Raw genomic sequence first — 22,332 nt, forward strand, 5'->3', positions numbered from 1 at the left:
ATATCAGTGAGAAACGTCTTCCCGAAAAATGTCTCGCGCTTGTTCACCACGACCTTGGTCATCAGCGCCACGTCATCGAGCACGCTGGCAATATCGTCGAGCAGGGCCAACAAACTGGTTCCGGCCATATCAAAGATCCCTTATATCAGTGAGAAACGTCTTCCCGAAAAATGTCTCGCGCTTGTTCACCACGACCTTGGTCATCAGCGCCACGTCATCAAGCACGCTGGCGATATCGTCGAGCAGGGCCAACAAACTGGTTCCGGCCATATCAAAGATTCCTTATATCAGTGAGAACAACACCGCGAGAGAGGTGTACATCCCGATAACCACCAGGGTCAACAAGACCACCTCATGGCGATGGCAGGCCATCATCGGCCGAGCCAAGAATTCGGCGCTCGCCATCGGGGGGTTACGTCTTGCGGGCAAAAGATGGCACAGTGTAACGAGAAGCCGCCGTTTCGGCAGCACCCCTGAGCCATTTGTTCCTGGTTCCCTCTGAATCACCTCAAGGAGTTCCCATGCAACCTTGGCAACCTCTGCTCGATTTCTGGTTTGGCGACGAAACCGATGGCGTCCTGCGGGCCACACGGCAAGCCCCCCTCTGGTGGGGAAAAAGCAGCGAAACGGATGCCCTGCTGGCCAGCCGCTTTGGCGAGCTGGCAGAGGCGGCAGCCAAGGGCAGCCTCGCCCACTGGGCCGATGCTCCCAGCGGTCGGCTGGCGCTGCTCCTGCTGCTTGACCAGCTGCCCCGCAATATCCATCGCGGCACGCCTGCGGCCTTTGCCCAGGATCCGCTGGCACGGGATCTCTGCCTGAAAGGGCTATCCATCGGGGCGGACAAATCCCTCTCGCCACTGGAGCGGGTCTTCTTCTATCTGCCGCTGGAACATGCCGAATCCCGCGAACAACAGGCCAGAAGTGTGGCGCTGTTCGAGGCACTCGCTGCCGAGCAGGCTGGCACACCGGCGCAGGCGACCTTTGCCGGATTTGCCGACTTTGCCCGCCGCCATCAGGTGATCATCGAACGCTTTGGCCGCTTCCCCCACCGCAACGACATACTCGGTCGCACCAGCACACCGGAAGAGGCGGCATTTTTGCAGCAACCGGGCTCAGGCTTCTAAGCAAGCCATATAAAAAAATCCCCGCCAGCTGGCGGGGATAGCAGATGGATAACAACCGTCGGCGTTACTGAATGCGGTAGCGGGATATCTGCTGGTGGATGCTCTCGGTGGTGACATTGAGCTCCTCGGCTGCGGCTGAGGTCTCCTCCGCTGTGCTGCTGGTTTGCTGCACGACCTGAGCAATCTGCTCTACCTGATGAGCGATCGACTCGGCGGCCGAACTCTGCTCGCGGATGGCATTGGTGATCTCGCCCACCTGCTCCATCACCCGGTGCGACGCACTGCGGATTTCGGCAATAATGGCGCCACTCTCGGTCGCCATGGTGACCCCCTGGCTCACCTTCTCCTCCACAAGATGCATGCGGGAGACCGTATTGTTCGACTCCTGCTGGATCGCCTCTACAGTGGCAGATATCTCCTGAGTGGATTGGGCTGTGCGCTCAGCCAGTTTGCGCACCTCATCCGCCACCACCGCAAAGCCACGGCCGGATTCCCCGGCCCTCGCCGCTTCAATGGCCGCGTTCAAGGCCAGCAAGTTGGTCTGCCCCGCCACATCACGGATCACGTTGACCACACCGCCAATGCGCGAAATGCCCTCACCCAGCGCAATGACCTCGGCCGAGGCCTGCCGAATGGAGTCGGCTATCTCGTTGATGGCATGAACGGTACGATCTATGGTTCTGCTTCCTTCGCTAGCCAGCTGCCCTGACTCATTGGTGATACGGCTCGTCTCCTGGGTACGCTGGGAGATATCTGTGATGCTGACAGTCATCTCTTCCACACCGGCGGCGATCAGACTGGTAGCATCATTGGCCTGACTGGCCGAGCTGGCGAGGTGCTGCGCCGCTTGAGAGAGGGATTCGGCAGTGCTCTTGATCTGCAAGCTGCCGACGGAAAATTCGGTAAATGTCTGTTGCAGCGTATCGAGCAACCGGTTGACCGCATTGAGGGTCAGACCAATCTCATCCTGCTGTTTCACATCCGCTCTGAGGGTAAAGTTGAGGTCGCGCTGGATCCGGGTCAGGGTATCCATGGCGGTGCGAAGGGGACTGGCCACCTGATTGAACAACCAGACAAACAGCCCCATCGTCAGTACGGTGGCACCACCGGCGATAAGCAACAGGGTTTGCAGGCTGTTGTCGTAGTTCTCCTGGCCCTGCTTCTTGAGCGCCAGTCCCAAATCCATATTGAAGTTGACGTGAAGCTCGATTGCCTTGGCAAATTGCTTGAACAGTCCGTATGCCTCTCCCGCCAGCATGTCTCTGGCTTCATCGTTCTTGTTTTGGCGGGAGAGCTGCAGAACCTTGTCTATCTCCTGATAATATTGCGCGACAATGCGCTGATCATCGTCAGTCAGGCGCCGATCTTCGTCATTGGAGAGCATCTCTGCCTTATATTTGTCGAGCAGCGAATTGATTTGTCCCCGTATCTCGGTGATACCCGTTTCAATCTGCTGCATCTTGCTTGAGTCGGTATTGAGCACATGTGTTTGTACCAGCGAGTGCAATTCATAGAAATCGGCCTGCACTTCCTTAATCAGCGAAATACTGGGCACAGTATTGTCCGTCACATAGCTCAAATCACGGTTGCCTGCCCCAAGGCGATTGATACTGAACCAACTGAGAAAAATGAGCGTCAGCATCACCAACAGCGCTATCAGTTGCAGTCGACGAGCAATGTTCATAACCATACACTCCAGATGGAAACTATCTAGCAGTGTAGACGAGCCATAAACAACAACGGCCCGCATTGGCGGGCCGTTGTTGTTTATTTTTCATAGCGTTGTGATCAGGCCTTGGCTGGCTCACTCTCACCCAGCGCGACGGTGTCACCCAAGCTGTCTTCGGTCTTGGCAACCACGCTGGCGGCGATGGCGTTGCCCAGCACGTTGGTGGCAGAGCGGCCCATATCGAGGAAATGGTCGATCCCCAGCAGCAGCAGAATGCCAGCTTCCGGAATATGGAACTGGTTCAGGGTGGCGGCAATCACCACCAGAGAGGCGCGCGGTACCCCGGCCATCCCCTTGGAGGTGACCATCAGCAGCAGCAGCATGGTGATCTGCTGGGCCATGGAGAGCTCGATGCCATACGCCTGGGCAATGAACATCACCGCGAAGGTGCAGTACATCATGGAGCCGTCGAGGTTGAAGGAGTAACCCATCGGCAGCACGAAGCTGGCGATGCGCTTGTCACAACCGAACTTCTCCAGACGATCCAGGGTCTTCGGATAGGCCGCTTCGGAGCTGGCAGTCGAGAAGGCAAGCAGGATCGGCTCGCGGATCATCGCCAGCAGCTTGATGACGCGACCACGCAGGAAGACGCTACCCATGGCGATCAGCAGCAGCCAGAGACAGGCCAGCGCGATATAGAACTGGGCCATAAAGCTGCCGTAGGTAACCAGAATACCCAGCCCCTCTTTGGCCACCATGGCGGCGATGGCGCCAAATACCGCGAACGGTGCAAAGTTCATCACATAACCGGTCACTTTCAGCATGATCTCGGCAGCGCTGGCCATCAGCACCACCACCGGCTTGGCCAGATCGCCGAGCGCGGCGGCAGCCAGACCGAAGAAGAGGGAGAAGACCACGATCTGCAGGATCTCGTTGGTGGCCATCGCCTCGACCACGCTCTTGGGGATGGCGTGGGTCACAAAATCTTTCAGGGTAATGGCACCGGCAGCAATGCCCGAGCTGGCGGTGTCATTGGGCAGGGAGAGCGAGAGACCCACACCCGGCTGCATCAGGGTCACCATCACCAGACCCAGGCTCAGGGACATCAGGGAGGCCAGCATGAACCAGCCGAGGGTCTTGGCACCGATACGCCCCACGGTGCGGGTGTCGCCCATCTTGGCGATACCGACCACCAGGGTAGTGAAGACCAGGGGAGCGATGATCATCTTGATCAGGCGCAGGAAGATATCGGTCAGGATCGTGATGTTATTGGCGAAATCCGCAGCCTGATCTGCGGCAAACATCCGATAGCCCTGGCCGGTGAGGATGCCAAACATCATGGAGATGAGGATGGCGACCGTCAGTTTATTCATTTTCATGGGGGAGTCCCGGTTTTGATTGGTGCAAGCCGTAAACAGTGGCGTGGGAGCCACTACAGTCCGTTTTTGTGATCCGAGCCGTTGATTCCTGGCGGCTGGTATGCTGGGAGAATGCCTAAAAGCAGGGGGTAAATCTAGAGGCTTTATCCAGAATTTTATCCCGCCATTAGGTGTATGTGATATGGATCTTGCAAACCACCAATATTAATCACTGTTTATTTTGATTTCGGCGAGATAATTTGCATTCAGAGTTCGCTCATCGAGTGCCCGTGGCAACAGGCGAAAAGTGAGCAGCGCCGAGATGGTATGCTGCACCTGCATCTGGGCCATAAAGAGATCCGGTTCATCCTCGTCAAAGCCGAAGATCGGCCGTGATGGGGTCACCCTGACGGCATCACGGTTAATGGTCAGCTCATCGACCTTGAGCCAAGAGTAACCCTCTGCCAGTGCCAGCTCCCCTGCCCGCTTGAGCACATATTTGCGGGCGGTCTCCCTGTCCACCAGATCGTTGCCGACAAACTCCAGTTGCCACTTGTCCGGGCCAAGCCGGGTCTGGGAGAAACCGGTCTGGCCGTTCCAGAATGACTTTTCACTCTCGTAAGGGGTGGCGCAGCCCACCAGCAGCAGGGTGAGCATCAGCAGACAACAGGGTTTAGATACGGATGCAGACACGAGAGGCCTCGCCAGGCAAATGAGCAACAGAGTTGTTACTACACCATAAAGCGCGGTGGCAGCACAATCTGCTCACGCCAGCAGCGACCAGCGTGCATCACCACTGGCTTCACGCCTGTGCGGCGAATCGCAGGCAAAAGAAAAGGCCTTGTCGTTTGACAAGGCCTTTACCGGGGAATTTGGTCGGTGTGAGAGGATTCGAACCTCCGACCCTCTACACCCCATGCAGATGCGCTACCTGGCTGCGCTACACACCGACGGAGTCAGCTCGGCTGACGGGGGCAGAGTTTATGGAGATGACCCTGCCCTGTCAACAGGGAAACGCCGCCAATTCCTCGGCCACGGTGCGTTCGCCTGCTTTGCGAACAATCAGCGGTTAAAGGTCAGCCGCTTGCCCAGGATCTGGTCAGTCACCTGCCCGTTTTGCCAAGCGATCTGGCCATTCACCAGCGTCATCTCCACCGTGCTATGGAAGCGGTAGCCGTTGAAGGGCGACCAACCACAGTGGTAGAGGATGTTGTCATCGTTGACCACATAGGGCTTGCCCAGATCCAGCAGCACCAGATCGGCGAAATACCCCTCGCGGATATAACCGCGATCCTGCACCTGGAAGCGCTCGGCCACCGCGTGGGAGGTCTTCTTGACGATAGTCTCCAGGGTAAACACGCCGTTGTGGTAGAGCTCCAGCAACGCCTGCAAAGAGTGCTGCACCAGCGGCACACCGGACGGTGCCTTGAAGTAGCTGTTCTGCTTCTCTTCCCAGGTGTGGGGCGCGTGGTCGGTGGCGATGATGTCGAGCACGTCGTTACGTACCGCATCCAGCAGTGCCTGCTGGTCGGCGGCACTCTTCACCGCAGGGTTGCACTTGATCAGGCTGCCCTGTGTCTCGTAATCGGCTTCATTGAAGAAGAGGTGGTGAACGCACACCTCGGCGGTGATGTTCTTGTCCTTCAGCTCGCTCAGGTCGTGGCTGGCGGTAAAGAGCGACAGCTCCTTGGCCGAGGTCAGATGCAGCACATGCAGCTTGGCACCGTATTTTTTCGCCAGCGCCACCGCCATGCTGGAGGATTTGTAGCACGCTTCGTCGCTGCGAATGCGGCCATGCTCGCCCATCGGCACATTCTCGCCCCACTTGGCCCGCGCCGCCTCTTCGGCCTTGGCGATGGTCGGAGTGTCTTCGCAGTGGGTGACGATCATCACCGGGCTTTCGCGGAAGATGGCCGCCAGGGTCTCCTGATTGTCCACCAGCATGTTGCCGGTCGAAGAGCCCATAAACACCTTGACCCCGCAGGACTGCTTGGGGTCGAGACGCTTGATCTCTTCAAGGTTGTCGTTGGTGGCGCCGAGATAGAAGCTGTAGTTGGCGACGGAGGAGTTGGCAGCGATCTGGTATTTGGCTTCGAGGGCGTCGAGGGTGGTGGTCTGGGGATTGACGTTGGGCATTTCCATGAAACTGGTGGTGCCACCGGCGACGGCGGCACGGGATTCGCTGGCAATAGTCCCCTTGTGGGTCAATCCCGGCTCCCGGAAGTGGACCTGATCATCGATCATTCCGGGGATGAGATGACGACCTGCGGCATCGATAACCAGCGCATCGGGCGCCTCGATATCCGGGGCGATGCGGGCAATCCGTTCCCCCTCGATCAACACATCGGAGGCATAGATGCGGCCTTCGTTGACCAAGGTGGCATTCTTGATAAGCAGTTTGTTCATGGGGGGTTCCAGTTCCTTTGCCGATAATCGCGGGTCATAATAGCGCAAAACTGCCCTTTCTCTGTAGCAAGGCCTGACTGATGAAGTTATTTGTAAGAGATTTGACCGTGATCGACTCCAGCTACCTCTGCGAACGCCGCGGCATGGTGGGCGAGAGCTGGCTGGTAGATATCGAAATGAGCGGTGAGCTGAACGAAATGAGCATGCTGCTGGACTTTGGCCGGGTAAAGAAGCTGATCAAGTCGATCATCGATGAAGAGGTGGACCACAAGCTGCTGGTGCCGACAGAGTGCCCGCTGATCCACGTCGAGACACTGGATGGCGACAAAAGCACAGTGGATCTGCTGCGCCAGGGGCGCTCCATCCATCTGCGCTGCCCATCCCAGGGCTTCGCCTTTATCCCGGCACCGCAAGTTGATAAAGAGTCGGTGACCCGCTACCTGCTGGCGGTACTGGCCAAACGGCTGCCGGGCAATATCAAGGATCTCTCCCTGACCCTGCGTCAGGAGGCGATCACCGGTGCCTTCTACCACTACAGCCACGGCCTGAAAAAGCACGATGGCAACTGCCAGCGCATCGCCCACGGCCACCGCTCCCCCATCGAGATCCACGTCGATGGTGAGCGCGACCAGGAGCTTGAGTTCAACTGGGCCGAACGCTGGGGCGATATCTACCTCGGCACCGAAGAGGACAAGGTGGCACTGACCGAGCTCACCTTGAGCCCCCGCGCCAATGCCCAGCTTGGCGAGCATCACACCGGCTTCAAATATATGGCGCCCCAGGGGCTGTTCCAGCTGGCCATCCCCACCGCCGAGGTAGAGATGATCGACACCGACACCACGGTCGAGCTGCTGGCCTGCTACATCGCCCGCGAAGTGAAGAAGATGGTGGGCGACAAGTTCGTCAAGATTGTCGCTTATGAAGGGGTCGGCAAGGGCGCCATCGCCTACGCGTAATTCCTGCGTTGACTACCGCAATAACAAGGCCCCGCATCTGCGGGGCCTTGTTGTTTCAACTCTCGACCATCAGGCGCTGAGGCGGAAGCGCTTGACCAGGCTCTCCTGCTGCTCGGCAAGGGAGTCCAGCTGCTGGCTGGTCTCGGCTACCCGCTCAATCCCCTGATAGTTGAGATCCGAGATATCGGAGATGCGGTTGAGGTTGGTGGCAATGTCGGCGCTGGTGGCCTGCTGCTGCTCAGCGGCAGAGGCGATCTGGCTCGACATGTCGCTGATCAGCACCACAATCCCCTGCACCTCCTCCATGGCGTTGTTGGCGTGGGAGCTCTGTTCGACGCAACTGTCCATCTCGCGGGAGCACTCCTGCATCACGGTTACCGCCTTGGCGACCCCCTGCTGCAGGTTCTCGATCATGGTCTGGATCTCGCTGGTGGACTGGGCGGTGCGGCCCGCCAGACTGCGCACCTCATCCGCCACCACCGCAAATCCGCGCCCCTGCTCGCCGGCCCGCGCCGCCTCAATGGCCGCGTTGAGAGCCAACAGGTTGGTCTGCTCGGCAATGCCGCGAATGACATCGAGGATGTTGCCTATCTGGCTGCTCATGGCGCTCACATCACCAATCACCTTGCCGGTCTGTTGCAGCTTGCCCGCCAGCTGATGGGTGGTGGTGATATTGCCCGCCATCACCTTGCGTCCCATCTCGGAGGCCTTCTCCACATCCATCACTCGCTCCAGAGTCTGGTTGGCGGCCTGCGCCACTTCCCGCACCGATGCCTCCATCTGGGTCATGGCGGCGGCGACCGAGGCGGTCTCCTGCCGCTGTTTCTCCAGATCCGCCCGCACCGATTCGGTGGTGCGACGGTTGCCGTGGGCGGCATCGTTAAGCTGGGCCGATGCTTGTGAAAGCTGCGCCAGTACCTCCCCCATCTGGGCGATCAGCAGGTTGATCTGGCTGCCCAGCTGACCAAATTCATTCTTGCTCTGAAAACCGATGCGCTGGGTCATGTCGCCCTGGGTTACTTCGGTCAGCACCCGCAGCAACTCCCTGAGCGGACGGCGAATGGCCTTGCCCAGGGTATAAGCCACCAGCATGGCAATCATGATGGCGACTACGATGCTGGCTCCCTGAGTCAGGGTGCTCTGGCTCTGTGCGGCTTTAGCATGCTGAATGCTCTGGTTCATCAGTTGCTGGCTCTGATCGGTGATCCGCTCAAGCCGATCCTGAATTGCCACGATGAGCGCACTCGCCTGCTTGCTCTTCTCCCGCATCTGCTCCTGCTGTTGCATCAGCGCCAGATACTGGGCCAGGACACCTTCATTACCGGTCGTATCGCGCACGAAACCGTGGACGTAGTGACCCATGTTGTTGTCGAAATCCTTGAGCTCACCCTGCAGATCCTTGATGGTGCTGTTGAACCCCTCGATCTGCATCCTGTTGCGCTTGAGCGCAGCTTCAATGGGGGCCGGAATGCTCTGGTTGAGGGCATCCATGGTGGAGAGTTCGATAGCGGAAAGCTTGGTGGTCAGGGTCTCGGAGAGCATCTTGATGAAGCTGTCGTCGATGGTGATCATCATGTCCCCCAGACTCTTCTTGAACTGGGGCAAGCTGACCTGAAACTGCCCCTTGGCCAGATTGACCTTGTGCAATCGGGTGAGCAGCGCCTCGTGTTCGCCCGGCAGGGTATCGGTCAGTTGCAGGTAGCTGTCGACCTGCTGGCTCAGAGTGCCCATCTCCCCTTGCAGTTCGGGGTGGTGGGCGACCTGCTGGCGCAAGGCATCGAGGCTCTTGCCCACCGCGGCCTTGGCCTGTTTCAGTTCGGCCACTTCGGCAGGCAGCAGTTTGGGGTCCTGCTCGGTGAGCACATCCCCCAGCCACTTGTTGGCACTAAGCAGGGTGATCTGGGTCTGGCTGCTGGCAATCACCAGCGGCATAGACTGCCGGGTCACCTGTTCCAGCGCTCCCCCCAGGGTATTCTGACTACGAAATGTGAGTAGTGAACTGGCCACCATCACGGCCACCAGGATCGCGAAGCCAAGGTAGACTCGCTGCAAGATGGAGAGATCCGACATTGTTTGTTTCATTATTGTCCCGCTGTATATGCAAAAGTCCCTTGCCTGAGTACCCCGTCCTTTTGATACCCTGCAGACCCCTGAACAGGCGCTGCAGATGACGTCCCTCTGGCTATCGGTATTCTTAACAATAACTGAAGGGAATGGGACATCAGCTGTGTCAAATCTCGGCTTGTGTCACACTTGACGCGCTGCTCGCCTTCTTTCGGGAGCCGCTTGGGATGCAAGTTCAATTTTCTTTTTCATATAAGGGAGTTAGCCATGGCGCAAGAAACCATTTTCAGCAAAATCATCCGTAAAGAGATCCCTGCCGACATCCTTTATCAAGACGATCTGGTCACCGCATTCCGGGATATCCAGCCCAAGGCCAAGACCCATATCCTGATCATCCCGAATGTGCTGATCCCCACCGTCAATGACGTGGAAGCCGAACATGAACTGGCCCTTGGCCGGATGTTCACCGTGGCCCGCAAGCTGGCAAGCGATGCGGGCATCGCCGAAGATGGCTACCGCCTCATCATGAACTGCAACCGCCACGGTGGGCAGGAGGTCTACCACATCCACCTGCATCTGGTCGGCGGCGAGCCGTTGGGCCCCCTGCTCAGCCTGTGATACTCCCGAGCATTCGACTGGCCGGCCTGATGCTGGCCAGTTTCCTGCTGGGAGGCTGCGCCTCCCACTGGCAGGATATGTTTGTCTCCTACTCCGACCAGATGGTGCCCTTGCGCAACCAGCTGCTGCTGGGCCATACCGCCGAGGCGCTGCCCGAAGTGCGCGACTCCACCCTCGGCGATGACACCTTTGTCCTCGATCGCCTTGAACAGGGGCGCATCGCCTGGCTGGCGGGGCAAGATGCGGACAGCAAGCAGGCGTTCACCGCCGCCGACAGCCGCCTTCAGTGGGAAGACAATCAGGCCGAATACCGGCTCAGTCACGGGCTCGATCAGGTGGGCAGCCTGCTTACCAACGACCAGTCGATGGCCTATCTCACCCCCGATTACGAACGCACCATGCTGCACCACTATCTGGCCCTCAACTACCTGCAACGGGGAGATGCCGATGGCGCCTTGGTGGAGGTACGCCGGGCCAATCAGGTGCAGGAGCAGGCCCTGAAACGGCGAGCCGATGAGGTACGCAAAGCGAAGGATGAGAGCGAAGAGGCCGAAGCAGAAGGCGAGATACGCCAGCTGATGTCGCGCGGCGCACCGGATCTCGACCGGTTGATCGGCAAGGTCAAGAACGGTTTTCAGAACGCCTACACCTTCTACTTTTCTGCCGTGCTCTATGAGGCGGCCGGGGATCTCAACGATGCCTGGGTCGACTATCAGCGCGGCTACCAGATAGCGCCAGACAACCGCAGCCTGCAAGATGCCTTGTTGCGTCTGGCGCGGCTGCGTGGCTCACCGGACGAGATCCGCGAGACCGAGAAAAAGATAGGCCGCAAAGCGCCGCCGCTTGCAAAAGATCAAGGCCAACTGGTGGTGCTGTTTGAAGATGGTTTGATCCCGGCACGGCGAGAACTGTTCCTGACGCTCCCCATTTCCACCTCCCGCGGCGATTTTCGCACCTTTACCGTCGCCATCCCCTATTACGATAATCGGGCCAGCGACACCGGCCCGCTGACGGTGGAAGTCGGCAAGCGGGCCTGGCAGACCAGCGAGCTGGTCAGGCTGGAAGCGCTGGCCGCCAAAGATCTGCAAGAGCGGCTGCCCGGCATGCTGACCCGCCAGGCGCTGCGACTGGTGGCCAAGGAGCAGATGCGCCGCACCGCCGCCAAAGAGGGAGGGGATGTGGGCAATATTCTGGTGGGGATCTTCAACACCCTCTCCGAGCGGGCCGATACCCGCAGCTGGCTGACGCTGCCAGCTCAGGCATCGAGCTGGCAGGGAATGGTGCCAGCAGGTGACATCAACCTCACCCTAAGCGCGGGGGCGGCGCAGCGGCAATTGCCGCTCACCATCCACAAGGGACGCACCACCCTGGTCTGGGTACAGCGCCTCGGCGCCGGCCTGACCACCCGGGTGATGCCGCTCTGAGCAAGCGGCAAAGAGAGATGAGCAAGCGGCAAAGAGAGATGAGCAAGACGATTAACCGGGCAGCCCCAGTGCTACCCCACTCACTCCAATTAAGGAGAGCAAGATGAAAGCATACGGGTTGGCCCTCGGGCTCGCGCTGCTGCTGACCGGCTGCGCCACCAACACCTCCGGCGTGGCGCTCTATGGCCCGGCGGGCGGTGCACCCACGCTGGAGCAGCATCAAAACGTCAACGTCACCCTGACCGAGCTGAGCCGCCGCCAGCAAAATGGCCTGCTGCAGGTCAATGTGGCCGCCGCCAGCACCCAGCGCGGCGATAACAAGCTGCAATATATCTTCTATTGGTATGATGAGGCCGGTCAGGAGGTCGCCAGCGATGGCCGCGGCTGGACCCCCATCAAGCTGCATGGCTATCAGACCCGCACCCTCTCGGCCCTGGCGCCCAGCCCGGCGGCGCAGGGTTACCGGATTTACGTACGCGAAGTGATTGAGGAATCCTACTGATGAAAATGAATCATGCCCTGCTGATCCTGACCGGCGCGCTGCTGCTGGGCGGCTGCTCCAGCACCACCGTCAGCTATGGCGATCCCACTGAAACCGAAACCGTCACCGTCGATTACGGCTCAAGCGATCTGCAGGCCATCGCCGACAAGATGGCGGACTCCATGCTCGCCTCCCCTGCCACCAGCGAGATCACCGCAGGCGGTCGTCCGGTGATGTTTATGGACTCTATCCGCAACAAGACCTCCGAGCACATTGATACCGAAGCCATCACCGATACCATCCGCACCAAGCTGCTGCGGGCCGGCAAGTTCCGCTTCGTCGACATGAGCAAGGTGGCCGCCGTCAAGCAGCAGCTCGAATACCAGCAGAGCAGCGGCATGGTGGATCCTGCCTCCATGGTGCGGCTTGGCAAACAGACCGGTGCCCGCTACATGGTCTATGGCAACCTCGCCAGCATCGTCAAGGACAATGGCAAGGTGAAGGATGTCTACTACCAGATGACCATGAACCTGATGGATCTGCAAAACGGCGAACTGCTGTGGGCCGATCAGAAAGAGGTCCGCAAACAGGCGAAGAAATCCACCTTTGGCTGGTAACAGGCTCCCGGTGACAGGCAACTGTGATCCGCTACTGGCCAGCCTGCCCGCCCCCTGGCGGGAGGGGCAGCTGGAACCACTCGGGTTAGGCCTGACCAACTGCAACTATCGACTGCGCCTCCCCTCGGGGCGCAGTTACTTTTTGCGTCAGGGCCACTCCGACCCGGTGCGCCTTGGTATCGACCGTCCCACCGAGTGGCAGCTTTATCAGGGGGCGATAGCCGAAGGACTAGCGCTGCCTTGCCACTATGGCGATCCCGCCAGCGGTCTGATGCTGCTCGAATGGTGCGATGAGCCAAACTGGGTGCACGCGGCGCCACCGGCAGTCGATCAGCCCCGTCTGCTAGCTGAGGTGCTGCGCAAGCTCCATCGCCTGCCGCTACCTGCGGTGGTGATGGCGGTGCGAGCCCACGCGGCGGGCTATCGCGCCCGACTGGCCCACATTCCCTCCTGGCTGCCCGCCCTGGAGCGGGGCTTGCTCGCCAGCAGTGAGCCAAATGATTGCTGGCGCCCTTGCCACCATGATCTCAATCCGGCTAACTTGTTGGGAAGCAAACCCTGGGTCATCGACTGGGAGTATGGCGCGGCAGGTCACCCCGGCTTTGAGCTCGCCAGCATCCAGCGCACCCATGAGTGGCCCGCCGAGCGGCGCGACGAGCTGGAAGCGCACTATCTGCAGGCCGTGCCGCGCCACCAGTGGCCCGATTTTCAGAGCGAGGCATTTTTACCCTGGGTCGACTATATCGGCCTGCTCTGGGCCCTGCTGATGGCAGAGCAACAGCCCTCACTCGACTATGACACCCTGATCGCCATCAACCGGCAACGACTGGAGTAACAGATGATAAACAAGGTGCGCTGGCACAAGCCGAAAACCTGGGGTCTGCTGCTGATCGGCCTGCTGCTGACCGGCTGCTCCACCCGGGTGATCTACTACTGGCTCGATACCGCCATCATCTGGCAGCTGGATGACTACTTTGCCCTCTCCTATTCGCAGAAGGATCTGCTCAGCCGCGAAGTGAAGGGGCTGATGGCCTGGCACCGCCAGCACGAGCTGCCGCGCTACGCCAAGGATCTCGATGCACTGGCCAAGGCTGTGGCCAGCCCCATGACGCCGGAGCAGATCTCGACCAATCTCGATGCGGTGCAGCAGAGTCTGACCCGCACGCTGGAAAACACTATCCCCCGCGCGGTCAGGCTGGCGCGCACCCTGACCGACGAGCAGGTAGCCCGCTTTATGACCGATCGGGTCAAGCGGCAACAGGAGCGGCAAAAGGACTTTGCCACTGAGCCCAAAGAGCAGATGCTGGCGGAGTTTCGCGACAAGATGAACAAGCGGCTCGAGTTCTGGATTGGCGAGGTGAAACCGGCACAGGCACCACTGGTGGCCCAGTGGGCCGAATGGCAATACGAGCTGATGCCCCCCTGGCTCGAGTTTCAGGAGTCCTGGACCCAGGAGCTGGACAGGCTGATGAAGCAGCGCCAGAGTCCCGACTTTACCCGCGAGCTGACTGACCTGCTGGCCGAGGGGGATGGGCTGATGGATGGCCGCTTTACCGGCTATACCGAACAGTCGCGCCAGCGTACCGTCAACTGGCTGAGCGCCATGAGCCAGTCGCTGGATATCTCCCAGCGGGCTCATCTCTACTCCCTGCTCAAGGGTTATGCCCGCGACTTCAAGCAGATGAGCGGCAGCTGACAGCCAGCACCGAATGGTGCCATGTGCCCGGGGCAACCTTGTTCAAACCGGGCGCTTATGGTAGTTTGCCCTTCCTATTTATCGGGAATTAACTTTTTGCGCCTTATCGACAAAGTAAAACTGGTGCTGGTAACTCTGGTTATTGCCTTCACCCTGCTTTGTTCCATCGCCCGAATGGAAGGCCCGCTGCTACCCGCATCTCCCCAGAGTGAACAGCAGCAGACTCAGGTGTTCAATCAGCTTAGCGACAGCGATGATGGCATCATCAAGTTTGTCGGCAGCCATCAGAATCACCTGCTGCGTCTCGAACAATCCCTGCGCAGTGACAACCAGCCCAAGAGTGTGGTCTACGAGCTGATCCAGAGCTGGTCGGCCCAGGCCATCCTGCTGTTACTGCTCGGCTGGCTGATGCTGGCCCCCGAGCTCTATCACAAACAGAGTTTTCGCGATCGCTTCGGTGCGATCCATCGGCGCCATCTACAGCGCCAACATCTGCAATACCGCTTCACCCAGAGCTATCTGAACGCCTGACCCCGGAGGGGCTGACACATCCACTGTTTGCTCATCTCCTCTTCCTGACGGATCCGGCAACTGCCTGATCCGCATCTGATGCATCCCATTTTTTGCGCCTTGCCGAGCCTTGATGCTATCGGCCCGGACACCATTCTCCTGACAGAGGCTTGTTTGCCATGAGAAAGAGCAATCGCACCGTTCTCAACCGCATGAGCAAGTGGCAGTACGCACTGCTGCTGTTGATGCTGTTGACCTTTACCTTTTACTCCCTGCCCACCTTTTTCGGTGAGCAGCCCTCCCTTGGCCTGCACGGACAGCAGCGCCTGACCACCCAGCAACAGATGTTGCTGAGCGACAAGCACCTGACACCGGTCAAGGTGATCGAGCAACCTGAGCGGGTCGAGCTGGTCTTTGACAGCCAGGGCGAGCAGCAGCGAGCCAAGCAGTTGCTGGAGCAGCAAGGGGTCGACAGTGCCGCCCTGACCCTGGAGTTTCACTCCAACGCGCCGGCCTGGATCACCCGCCTCGGCGCCGACCCCATCAAGCTGGGACTGGACCTGCGTGGCGGCTCCCAGCTGCTTATCGGGGTGGACGTGGACTTTGTCATCGACAATCAGACCAAGAATCTGGTGGATACCCTGCGCACCCGCTTCCGTGAAGCCAATCTGCGCGGCGCCAGCGTCACGCGCAGCGCACAGGGCGCCGTAGCCGTCACCCTGCCGGAGGTGGCCGAACAGGAGAGCTGGCTCGCCATCATCAAGGAGAGTGCCGGTACCCGTCAGGATCAGTGGAAGCTGACCCGCTCCGGCAATGATCTGAAACTGGTGCTGAGCGAGGCTGAGCGTACCCTGCTGGTCAACAACGCCGTGACCCAAAACCTGTCGATCCTGAAAAAAAGGATCAACGAGCTCGGCATCGTCGAGGCCTCGGTGGTGCGTCAGGGCCAAGATGGCATCCGTATCGAACTGCCCGGGGTGCACAACCCCAAGCAGGCGAAAGAGGTGATCGGGGCCACCGCCTCGCTGGCCTTCTACGAGGCCAAAGCCGACAGCCACTTCTATATCGCCGATCGCAACGGCCAGGCCGTCGGCATGGCGCGCAAGCCGGTACTCACCGGCGAGCACATCGTCGATGCCCGCGCCAATATGGGCGAGATGGGTCAACCCCAGGTCAATATCGTGCTCGACACCCTGGGTGGCAGCAAGATGAACCAGTTCAGCCGCCAGCATGTGGGCAAGCCGATGGCGACCGTCTTCACCGAGTACAAAACCAACGCCCAGGGCAAACTGCGCGCCCAGAGCGAGGTGATCAACGTCGCCACCATCCAGACCGCCCTTGGCAACCAGTTCCGTATCACCGGCATTGGCAGTCTGCCGGAAGCGCAAGAGCTGGCCATGCTGCTGCGTGCCGGCGCCCTCACCGCCCCGCTCAAGATCCTGGAGGAGCGCTCCATTGGTCCGACGCTGGGGATGCAGAATATCGAGGCAGGCTTCACCGCGCTGGCCTTCGGCATGGCAGGCATGATGCTGTTCATGATGGCCTGGTACCGCAAATTCGGCTGGGTTGCCATCACGGCGCTGGTCGCCAACCTGTTGATGCAGGTCGGCATGCTGGCAGTGCTGCCGGGCGCCGTGTTGACCCTGCCGGGGATCGCCGGTCTGGTGCTGACGGTGGGCATGGCGGTGGATACCCATGTGCTGATCTTCGAGCGGATCAGGGACCGTCTGCGAGAAGGGGGCTCACTGGCCAACGCCATCGACTTTGGCTATCGCTCGGCCTTCCACACCATTTTCGATGCCAACATCACTACGCTCATCTGCGCCGTGGTGCTCTACTCCATCGGCTCCGGGCCGCTGCAGGGCTTCTCCATCACCCTCATCCTGGGTCTGCTCTCCAGCATGATCACCGGGATCTGGGGGACACGCGCCATCATCAACCCCCTGTGGGGACGCAGCAGCGAGCGCACGCTGAAGGTGTAACGGGACAGCAGTCCCTCTGATGAGCGGCTTTGGCTGCGCCATCGGCCATGGATATGGCTGGGGCGGCCAAAGCAGAACACTATTTCCCGGCGTGTCGCGACACGTCGTGATGGGCCAACAGCCTGATGCTGGCTGGCCAAGGAGAGAATTATGTTGAGAATGATCGTTGCCATGGGGCTGACCCGTTGGCGTTATATCGGCCTGTGGGCTTCCATCCTGCTGACCGTGGCCAGCGTCGCCATCTTGCTGGTGAACGGCCTGACACTGGGGCTCGATTTTACCGGCGGGATCCTGCTGGAGTTTCATATCCAGACCCTGAAAGAGGCCCATGAGCTCAATACCATGCTGGTCTCCCCGCTGGCGGGAGCCGTTGAGCTGAGCTCGGCCGGTATTCCCGGCGAGTGGCTGATCAAGCTGCCCCCCCACGAACTGCCCTGGCCCGCGGCGGATCTCGCAACCATGCTGACCCAACAGCTGGGGATGCCGGTCGAGTTGCTGCGCACCACCATCGTCGGCCCTCAGGTGGGTGCCGAACTGTTCCAGCAGGGGATGCTGGCGGTGCTGGTCGCTTCGCTGGCGATGTCGGCCTATCTGGCGTTTCGCTTCGAGTGGCGTCAGGCCATCGGCATCCTGCTCTCGGTGGTCCATGACGCCATCGTGGCGCTGGGGCTGCTGTCACTCTTTCAGATCGAATTCGATCTGAACATCATCGCCGGTTTGATGGCGGTGATCGGCTACTCCCTCAACGACAGCATCGTCATTTCGGACAGGTTGCGGGATCTGCTAAGCTCGCGTACCCAGATGGGCATCCACGAGTGCTCCGATGTGGCCATCAAGGCGACCTTCAGTCGCACCATGATCACCTCGGGCACCACCCTGTTTACCGTGGGCGCGTTGTTGCTGTTTGGCGGTGACGCCCTCTACGGCTTCTCCTTCACCCTGTTTGCCGGGATCCTGGTGGGCACAGTCTCCTCCATCACCGTCGCCTCGACCGTGCAGGAGCTGCTTGGGCTCACCCCGCAGGCCTACCAGAAAAAGAGCGAGGAGCCAGTGGCCAACGCAGCCTGACCCTTGCTAACCAGTGTCGGCTAATCGAGCCTCTACCAACTATGCCCTTGCCAACCATTGGCAGGGGCTTTTTCCACCCTCCCCCGCCAATCCCAGTCGATCCTGTTACTGGCCAAGTCGCCTCAATTGACAACTGACCATATTGAAAGCAATGACGGATCAATCCGTCATTTTTAATAACAAAAAGGTCATTTTATTACGTCAAAAACCCTGAAATGTGACTGAAAGCACTTTCTTGAGGGTTCAAAGGAGGCAACATTGTAGTGATTTATCTACAAAGGGATATGAGATGTTGTTACAACCTGCCAATACAGCAAAAGCCAGACAGTTGCTGAACGAGACCATGGCTCTGGTACTCGCAGGAGGGCGGGGTAGTCGCCTCAAACAGTTAACCGACAACCGTGCCAAGCCTGCCGTCCATTTCGGCGGCAAATTCCGCATTATCGATTTCGTGCTCTCCAACTGCATCAACTCCGGCATTCGTCGGGTCGGTGTCGTGACCCAGTACAAATCCCACAGCCTGTTGCGCCATCTCCAGTCCGGCTGGTCTTTCCTGCGCTACCAGATGAACGAATTTATCGATCTGCTTCCTGCCCAGCAGCGGGTAGATGAGGTGAACTGGTATCGGGGGACCGCCGATGCGGTCTACCAGAATCTGGATATCATCCGCGATCACGCCCCCAAATATGTGGTGGTGCTGGCGGGCGATCACATCTACAAGATGGATTACGCCGCCATGCTGCTCGACCACGTCAATATGGGTGCCAAGGTGACCGTAGCCTGCATCGAGGTGCCACGCAGTGAAGCAAGCGCCTTCGGAGTAATGGCGGTGGATGATGATCGCAAGATCAACGCCTTCGTCGAAAAGCCCGCCAACCCGCCAGCCATGCCGGGCAAGGCCGACACCGCGCTGGCCTCCATGGGCGTCTATATTTTTGATGCCGAATATCTCTACCAACTGCTGGAAGAGGACATTGCAAACGCACAGTCCCATCACGATTTCGGCATGGACGTGATCCCCCGCGTGGTGAAAGAGGGTACTGCATTCGCTCACCCGTTTGGCATGTCCTGTGTCGGTTGCTGTCCGGATCGCCGTCCCTACTGGCGCGACGTGGGCACCGTGGACTCCTTCTGGGAAGCCAACATGGATCTCGCCTCCGTCACGCCGGAGCTGGATATCTACGATCAGGAGTGGCCCATCTGGACCAGCCAGAACATGACCCCTCCCGCCAAGTTCGTGCAGGACAGAAACGGTCAGCACGGCATGACCATCAACTCGATGTTTTCGGGCGGCACCATCGTCAGCGGCTCCTTCATCCTGAGCTCGGTGCTCTTCACCAATGTACGGGTCGACTCCTTCTGCACTCTGGATCAAGCCGTGATCTTCCCGGGTGTGGAGATCGGTGCCGGCTGCCGGCTGCGTCGGGTAGTGATCGACAAGGGGTGCAAGCTGCCGGAAGGGATGGTGATCGGTGAGAACGCCGATGAAGATGCCCGCCGCTTCCACCGATCCGAACAGGGGATCGTACTGGTCACCAAGCCCATGCTGGATGCACTGGCAAAAACGGCGCGCAAGCAGGCTGTAGAGCAGGCCGTACCGGCATAACTCTCCGACCAGCACTGTTATCGCGACAAAAAACGGGAGCCCTTGCAGGCTCCCGTTTTTTATAGCCACTTGCCCCCCGCCATTCGACCTCCCCTTTTTAGGCTGTAAATATATAATTACAGCAGTGGCTTTTCATGGACAAATTTGGCCGTTAATCCAAACCTTTGGCGATGAGCAGTACTTTCATATTGCCAAAAGGCTATTAAATTCCATATTCACACTTGAAAGTTGGCATTTACTTGGTATTGTGATGGCCATTCGTAACGAAAGTGGTACTTTCGTAAACTTAAAATTACAGCTGGTAGTATCAAAACCAGTGTGCTGACTCTGACGAGGCGAAGAGGCTATGCAACGAGACCCCCTGAACAACATCCATATCCAGTCCGAACAAGTGATGATCACGCCTGCCCAGCTCAAGGAGAAGTTACCCATCTCCGACAAGGCGCTGGCATTCGTGCAAGGGGCCCGCAATACCATCGCCGACATCATCCACCGTCGCGATCACCGCTTGCTGGTGATCTGTGGTCCCTGCTCCATCCACGATATGGACGCCGCCAAAGAGTACGCAACCAGACTCAAAGCGCTGCATGATGCCTATCAGGACTCTCTCTACATTGTCATGCGGGTCTACTTTGAGAAGCCGCGCACCACGGTCGGCTGGAAAGGCTTTATCAACGACCCCAATCTGGATGGCACCTTCGATGTGGAGCTGGGGCTGCACCGTGCCCGCGAGCTGCTCTGCTGGCTGGCGGAGCTGGAGTTGCCGCTGGCCACAGAAGCGCTCGACCCCATCAGCCCGCAATACCTGGCCGAGCTCTTCTCCTGGTCAGCCATCGGCGCCCGCACCACCGAATCCCAGACCCACAGGGAGATGGCGTCCGGCCTCTCCATGCCGGTCGGCTTCAAGAACGGCACCGACGGCAACTTGGGGACTGCCATTAATGCGTTGCAGGCGGCCTCCTCCCCTCACGCCTTTATGGGGATCAACCAGCAGGGCCAGGTTGCGCTGCTGCAGACCCAGGGCAACCCGGATGGCCACGTGATCCTGCGCGGCGGCAAACATCCCAACTACGACTCGGTCAACGTGTCGCTGGCGGAAGAGGCGCTGGAGAAAGCGGGCCTGCTGCCGAGCCTTGTGGTGGATTGCAGCCACGGCAACTCCAGCAAGGATCACCGTTTGCAGCCCAAGGTGGCCGACAACGTCATCCACCAGATCCAGGAGGGCAACCGCTCCATCATCGGGGTGATGCTCGAATCCAACCTGTTCGAGGGAAACCAGTCCAGCGAGCAGCCCAAGGAGCAGATGCACTACGGGGTCTCCATCACAGATGCCTGCATCGACTGGGACACCACCGCTACCCTGCTGGCCCGCTGCCACAACCAGCTGGCTGACCCCCTCAAGGGCAGAACTGCACGGTAAGCCGTGGTATCTTGTCGTAACCTATTGAACAATCGAGGTATCACTAGTGGTGGCATCAAACAGCTCATGCCGTGATACCTTGTTGCATCTTGATTTTCAGGGCGCCGCTGCGGCGCCAGCAGGGACTGGATATGGCTGAAGAGTTGAATGTACTCAGGGACAAGATAGATGCGGTGGACAAGCAGCTGATCGATCTGCTGGCCGCCCGTCTGGCCCTGGTGGGAGAAGTGGGTGAGGTAAAGAGCCGCTACGGCCTGCCCATCTATGCACCGGATCGGGAAGCGAGCATGCTGGCCCGCCGCCGCGCCGAGGCTGAGCAGTTGGGAGTGCCCGGCGATCTCATCGAAGACGTGCTGCGCCGGGTGATGCGTGAATCTTACGCCAGCGAGAAAGATACCGGCTTCAAATGCATAAAGCCGGACCTTGGCAAAGTGGTCATCATCGGTGGTCAGGGCCAGCTTGGCCGCTTGTTCGGCCATATGTTCAGCCTCTCAGGCTATCGGGTCGAGACGCTGGAACAAGCCGACTGGCCGCGCGCTGACGAGATCCTCGCCGGAGCCGGTCTGGTGATGGTGGCGGTGCCCATCGATATCACCTGCCAGATCATCGACCGCCTCGGCAACCTGCCCGCCCACTGCCTGCTGGTCGATGTCACCAGCGTGAAAGCGGCGCCGCTCGAACATATGCTGACGGTGCACCAAGGGCCGGTACTGGGACTGCACCCCATGTTCGGGCCGGATGTGGCAAGCCTCGCCAAGCAGGTGATCGTCTGCTGTCAGGGTCGTGACCCCGCAGCCAGCCAATGGTTGCTGGATCAGATGACCATCTGGGGCGCCCGCTTGCAGCAGGTGGAAGCCAAGGCCCACGATGAGGCGATGACCCTCATTCAGGCACTGCGTCACTTCGCCACCTTTGCCTATGGCTGGCACCTCTCCCGGGAGCAAGCCAATCTGGATCGCCTGCTGAGTTTGAGCTCTCCCATCTACCGACTGGAGCTCGCCATGGTGGGGCGGCTGTTCGCTCAGGATCCCCACCTCTATGCCGACATCATTTTGTCGTCACCGCAGAATCTGGCGATGATCCGTCGCTACTACCAAAACTTCGGCGAAGCGCTGGGGCTGCTGGAGCGGGGGGACAGGGACGGCTTCATCGAGGCCTTCTCGCAAGTCTCCGGTTTCTTCGGCGAGCATGCCGACCAGTTCCTGCGTGAAAGCCGCATGCTACTGGCCCAGGCCAACGACCGCCGCCAACACGGCTGATCCTGCAAAAGCAGCTACCTCATATCGCCAGAATGGGAAGATGCCTGGGCATCTTCCCATTTTATTTGTTACCG

At 59.4% G+C, this 22,332-nt stretch carries 20 protein-coding genes and 1 tRNA gene; 14 read left to right on the forward strand and 7 right to left on the reverse strand.

Going from position 1 to position 22,332, the window contains the following annotated elements:
• Nucleotides 1-129: 129 nt before the first annotated feature.
• Nucleotides 130-270 carry a hypothetical protein gene (locus G5221_RS16250; protein ID WP_021231002.1) on the reverse strand — a complete coding sequence of 47 codons (141 nt, stop codon included), beginning with the start codon at nucleotides 268-270 and terminating at the stop codon, nucleotides 130-132.
• A gap of 251 nt (nucleotides 271-521) precedes the next feature.
• Between G5221_RS16250 and G5221_RS16255 the strand changes: the two genes are divergently transcribed.
• A complete protein-coding gene (locus G5221_RS16255; RefSeq protein ID WP_421263572.1) occupies nucleotides 522-1,124 on the forward strand; it encodes a DUF924 family protein in 603 nt (200 codons plus the stop codon).
• 64 nt (nucleotides 1,125-1,188) lie between these two features.
• On the opposite strand, the gene G5221_RS16260 is transcribed toward G5221_RS16255, so the two are convergent.
• From G5221_RS16260 to G5221_RS16280, 5 genes are all read right to left on the reverse strand, one after another.
• The gene (locus tag G5221_RS16260) at nucleotides 1,189-2,808 is read right to left on the reverse strand and encodes a methyl-accepting chemotaxis protein (RefSeq protein WP_421263573.1); all 1,620 of its coding nucleotides are present in this window, start codon (nucleotides 2,806-2,808) and stop codon (nucleotides 1,189-1,191) included.
• A 104-nt stretch (nucleotides 2,809-2,912) separates the two neighbouring features.
• A complete protein-coding gene (locus G5221_RS16265; protein WP_421202613.1) occupies nucleotides 2,913-4,172 on the reverse strand; it encodes a dicarboxylate/amino acid:cation symporter in 1,260 nt (419 codons plus the stop codon).
• Nucleotides 4,173-4,376: 204 nt separating this feature from the next.
• Nucleotides 4,377-4,808 carry a CC0125/CC1285 family lipoprotein gene (locus tag G5221_RS16270; RefSeq protein WP_421202624.1) on the reverse strand — a complete coding sequence of 144 codons (432 nt, stop codon included), beginning with the start codon at nucleotides 4,806-4,808 and terminating at the stop codon, nucleotides 4,377-4,379.
• Nucleotides 4,809-5,024: 216 nt separating this feature from the next.
• Nucleotides 5,025-5,101 (reverse strand) — tRNA-Pro (locus tag G5221_RS16275).
• Nucleotides 5,102-5,213: 112 nt separating this feature from the next.
• The gene (locus G5221_RS16280) at nucleotides 5,214-6,557 is read right to left on the reverse strand and encodes a dihydroorotase (protein WP_005334027.1); all 1,344 of its coding nucleotides are present in this window, start codon (nucleotides 6,555-6,557) and stop codon (nucleotides 5,214-5,216) included.
• 80 nt (nucleotides 6,558-6,637) lie between these two features.
• Between G5221_RS16280 and G5221_RS16285 the strand changes: the two genes are divergently transcribed.
• Nucleotides 6,638-7,513: a 6-pyruvoyl trahydropterin synthase family protein gene (locus tag G5221_RS16285; RefSeq protein WP_421263574.1), complete on the forward strand. Its 876-nt coding sequence runs from the start codon at nucleotides 6,638-6,640 to the stop codon at nucleotides 7,511-7,513.
• 69 nt (nucleotides 7,514-7,582) lie between these two features.
• Here the strand turns inward: G5221_RS16285 and G5221_RS16290 are convergent, their stop codons facing one another.
• A complete protein-coding gene (locus tag G5221_RS16290; RefSeq protein ID WP_421263575.1) occupies nucleotides 7,583-9,595 on the reverse strand; it encodes a methyl-accepting chemotaxis protein in 2,013 nt (670 codons plus the stop codon).
• A 249-nt stretch (nucleotides 9,596-9,844) separates the two neighbouring features.
• Between G5221_RS16290 and hinT the strand changes: the two genes are divergently transcribed.
• The 12 genes from hinT to tyrA all read left to right on the forward strand — a co-directional run bounded on the left by hinT (nucleotide 9,845) and on the right by tyrA (nucleotide 22,258).
• Nucleotides 9,845-10,195 (forward strand): purine nucleoside phosphoramidase, encoded by a 351-nt coding sequence (gene hinT, locus G5221_RS16295; protein ID WP_266133813.1) that lies wholly within the window; start codon nucleotides 9,845-9,847, stop codon nucleotides 10,193-10,195.
• A 29-nt stretch (nucleotides 10,196-10,224) separates the two neighbouring features.
• A complete protein-coding gene (locus G5221_RS16300) occupies nucleotides 10,225-11,619 on the forward strand; it encodes a COG3014 family protein (RefSeq protein WP_421263576.1) in 1,395 nt (464 codons plus the stop codon).
• 103 nt (nucleotides 11,620-11,722) lie between these two features.
• Complete coding sequence (locus tag G5221_RS16305; protein ID WP_005334038.1) at nucleotides 11,723-12,121, forward strand: YcfL family protein; 399 nt, start codon at nucleotides 11,723-11,725, stop codon at nucleotides 12,119-12,121.
• Nucleotides 12,121-12,717, forward strand: a complete 597-nt coding sequence (lpoB, locus tag G5221_RS16310) for a penicillin-binding protein activator LpoB (protein ID WP_421263577.1) — start codon at nucleotides 12,121-12,123, stop codon at nucleotides 12,715-12,717. The genes G5221_RS16305 and lpoB overlap by 1 nt, the downstream gene beginning before the upstream one ends.
• A gap of 10 nt (nucleotides 12,718-12,727) precedes the next feature.
• A complete protein-coding gene (locus G5221_RS16315) occupies nucleotides 12,728-13,552 on the forward strand; it encodes a phosphotransferase (protein ID WP_421263578.1) in 825 nt (274 codons plus the stop codon).
• A 3-nt stretch (nucleotides 13,553-13,555) separates the two neighbouring features.
• A complete protein-coding gene (locus tag G5221_RS16320; protein ID WP_005353080.1) occupies nucleotides 13,556-14,413 on the forward strand; it encodes a DUF6279 family lipoprotein in 858 nt (285 codons plus the stop codon).
• Nucleotides 14,414-14,509: 96 nt separating this feature from the next.
• Nucleotides 14,510-14,944 carry a hypothetical protein gene (locus tag G5221_RS16325; protein WP_227340814.1) on the forward strand — a complete coding sequence of 145 codons (435 nt, stop codon included), beginning with the start codon at nucleotides 14,510-14,512 and terminating at the stop codon, nucleotides 14,942-14,944.
• A gap of 158 nt (nucleotides 14,945-15,102) precedes the next feature.
• Complete coding sequence (gene secD / locus G5221_RS16330) at nucleotides 15,103-16,905, forward strand: protein translocase subunit SecD (protein ID WP_421202617.1); 1,803 nt, start codon at nucleotides 15,103-15,105, stop codon at nucleotides 16,903-16,905.
• Nucleotides 16,906-17,055: 150 nt separating this feature from the next.
• A complete protein-coding gene (gene secF / locus G5221_RS16335) occupies nucleotides 17,056-17,973 on the forward strand; it encodes a protein translocase subunit SecF (protein ID WP_421202618.1) in 918 nt (305 codons plus the stop codon).
• A 289-nt stretch (nucleotides 17,974-18,262) separates the two neighbouring features.
• On the forward strand, nucleotides 18,263-19,579 hold the full coding sequence (gene glgC / locus G5221_RS16340) for a glucose-1-phosphate adenylyltransferase (RefSeq protein ID WP_216954048.1): 1,317 nt from the start codon (nucleotides 18,263-18,265) through the stop codon (nucleotides 19,577-19,579).
• A 346-nt stretch (nucleotides 19,580-19,925) separates the two neighbouring features.
• Nucleotides 19,926-20,999, forward strand: coding sequence for a 3-deoxy-7-phosphoheptulonate synthase (locus G5221_RS16345; RefSeq protein ID WP_058058089.1), 1,074 nt, complete (start codon nucleotides 19,926-19,928; stop codon nucleotides 20,997-20,999).
• Between the two features lie 131 nt (nucleotides 21,000-21,130).
• Complete coding sequence (gene tyrA / locus G5221_RS16350) at nucleotides 21,131-22,258, forward strand: bifunctional chorismate mutase/prephenate dehydrogenase (RefSeq protein ID WP_123172786.1); 1,128 nt, start codon at nucleotides 21,131-21,133, stop codon at nucleotides 22,256-22,258.
• Nucleotides 22,259-22,332 lie beyond the last annotated feature (74 nt).

Origin of the sequence: Aeromonas sp. 602200 (genome assembly GCF_049173895.1) — a bacterium.
GTDB classification, from domain to species: Bacteria; Pseudomonadota; Gammaproteobacteria; order Enterobacterales; family Aeromonadaceae; genus Aeromonas; species Aeromonas veronii_A.

Bases quoted from the DNA above. Each gene is read 5' to 3' on its own strand.
- secF (WP_421202618.1), top strand. From the start codon at position 17,056: ATGTTGAGAATGATCGTTGCCATGGGGCTGACCCGTTGGCGTTATATC.
- G5221_RS16280 (WP_005334027.1), bottom strand. From the start codon at position 6,557: ATGAACAAACTGCTTATCAAGAATGCCACCTTGGTCAACGAAGGCCGC.
- G5221_RS16285 (WP_421263574.1), top strand. From the start codon at position 6,638: ATGAAGTTATTTGTAAGAGATTTGACCGTGATCGACTCCAGCTACCTC.
- G5221_RS16270 (WP_421202624.1), bottom strand. From the start codon at position 4,808: ATGCTCACCCTGCTGCTGGTGGGCTGCGCCACCCCTTACGAGAGTGAA.
- G5221_RS16255 (WP_421263572.1), top strand. From the start codon at position 522: ATGCAACCTTGGCAACCTCTGCTCGATTTCTGGTTTGGCGACGAAACC.
- hinT (WP_266133813.1), top strand. From the start codon at position 9,845: ATGGCGCAAGAAACCATTTTCAGCAAAATCATCCGTAAAGAGATCCCT.
- G5221_RS16265 (WP_421202613.1), bottom strand. From the start codon at position 4,172: ATGAAAATGAATAAACTGACGGTCGCCATCCTCATCTCCATGATGTTT.
- G5221_RS16290 (WP_421263575.1), bottom strand. From the start codon at position 9,595: ATGAAACAAACAATGTCGGATCTCTCCATCTTGCAGCGAGTCTACCTT.
- G5221_RS16345 (WP_058058089.1), top strand. From the start codon at position 19,926: ATGCAACGAGACCCCCTGAACAACATCCATATCCAGTCCGAACAAGTG.
- G5221_RS16320 (WP_005353080.1), top strand. From the start codon at position 13,556: ATGATAAACAAGGTGCGCTGGCACAAGCCGAAAACCTGGGGTCTGCTG.
- G5221_RS16300 (WP_421263576.1), top strand. From the start codon at position 10,225: ATGCTGGCCAGTTTCCTGCTGGGAGGCTGCGCCTCCCACTGGCAGGAT.
- G5221_RS16305 (WP_005334038.1), top strand. From the start codon at position 11,723: ATGAAAGCATACGGGTTGGCCCTCGGGCTCGCGCTGCTGCTGACCGGC.
- G5221_RS16260 (WP_421263573.1), bottom strand. From the start codon at position 2,808: ATGAACATTGCTCGTCGACTGCAACTGATAGCGCTGTTGGTGATGCTG.
- G5221_RS16250 (WP_021231002.1), bottom strand. From the start codon at position 270: ATGGCCGGAACCAGTTTGTTGGCCCTGCTCGACGATATCGCCAGCGTG.
- secD (WP_421202617.1), top strand. From the start codon at position 15,103: ATGAGAAAGAGCAATCGCACCGTTCTCAACCGCATGAGCAAGTGGCAG.
- lpoB (WP_421263577.1), top strand. From the start codon at position 12,121: ATGAAAATGAATCATGCCCTGCTGATCCTGACCGGCGCGCTGCTGCTG.
- tyrA (WP_123172786.1), top strand. From the start codon at position 21,131: ATGGCTGAAGAGTTGAATGTACTCAGGGACAAGATAGATGCGGTGGAC.
- glgC (WP_216954048.1), top strand. From the start codon at position 18,263: ATGTTGTTACAACCTGCCAATACAGCAAAAGCCAGACAGTTGCTGAAC.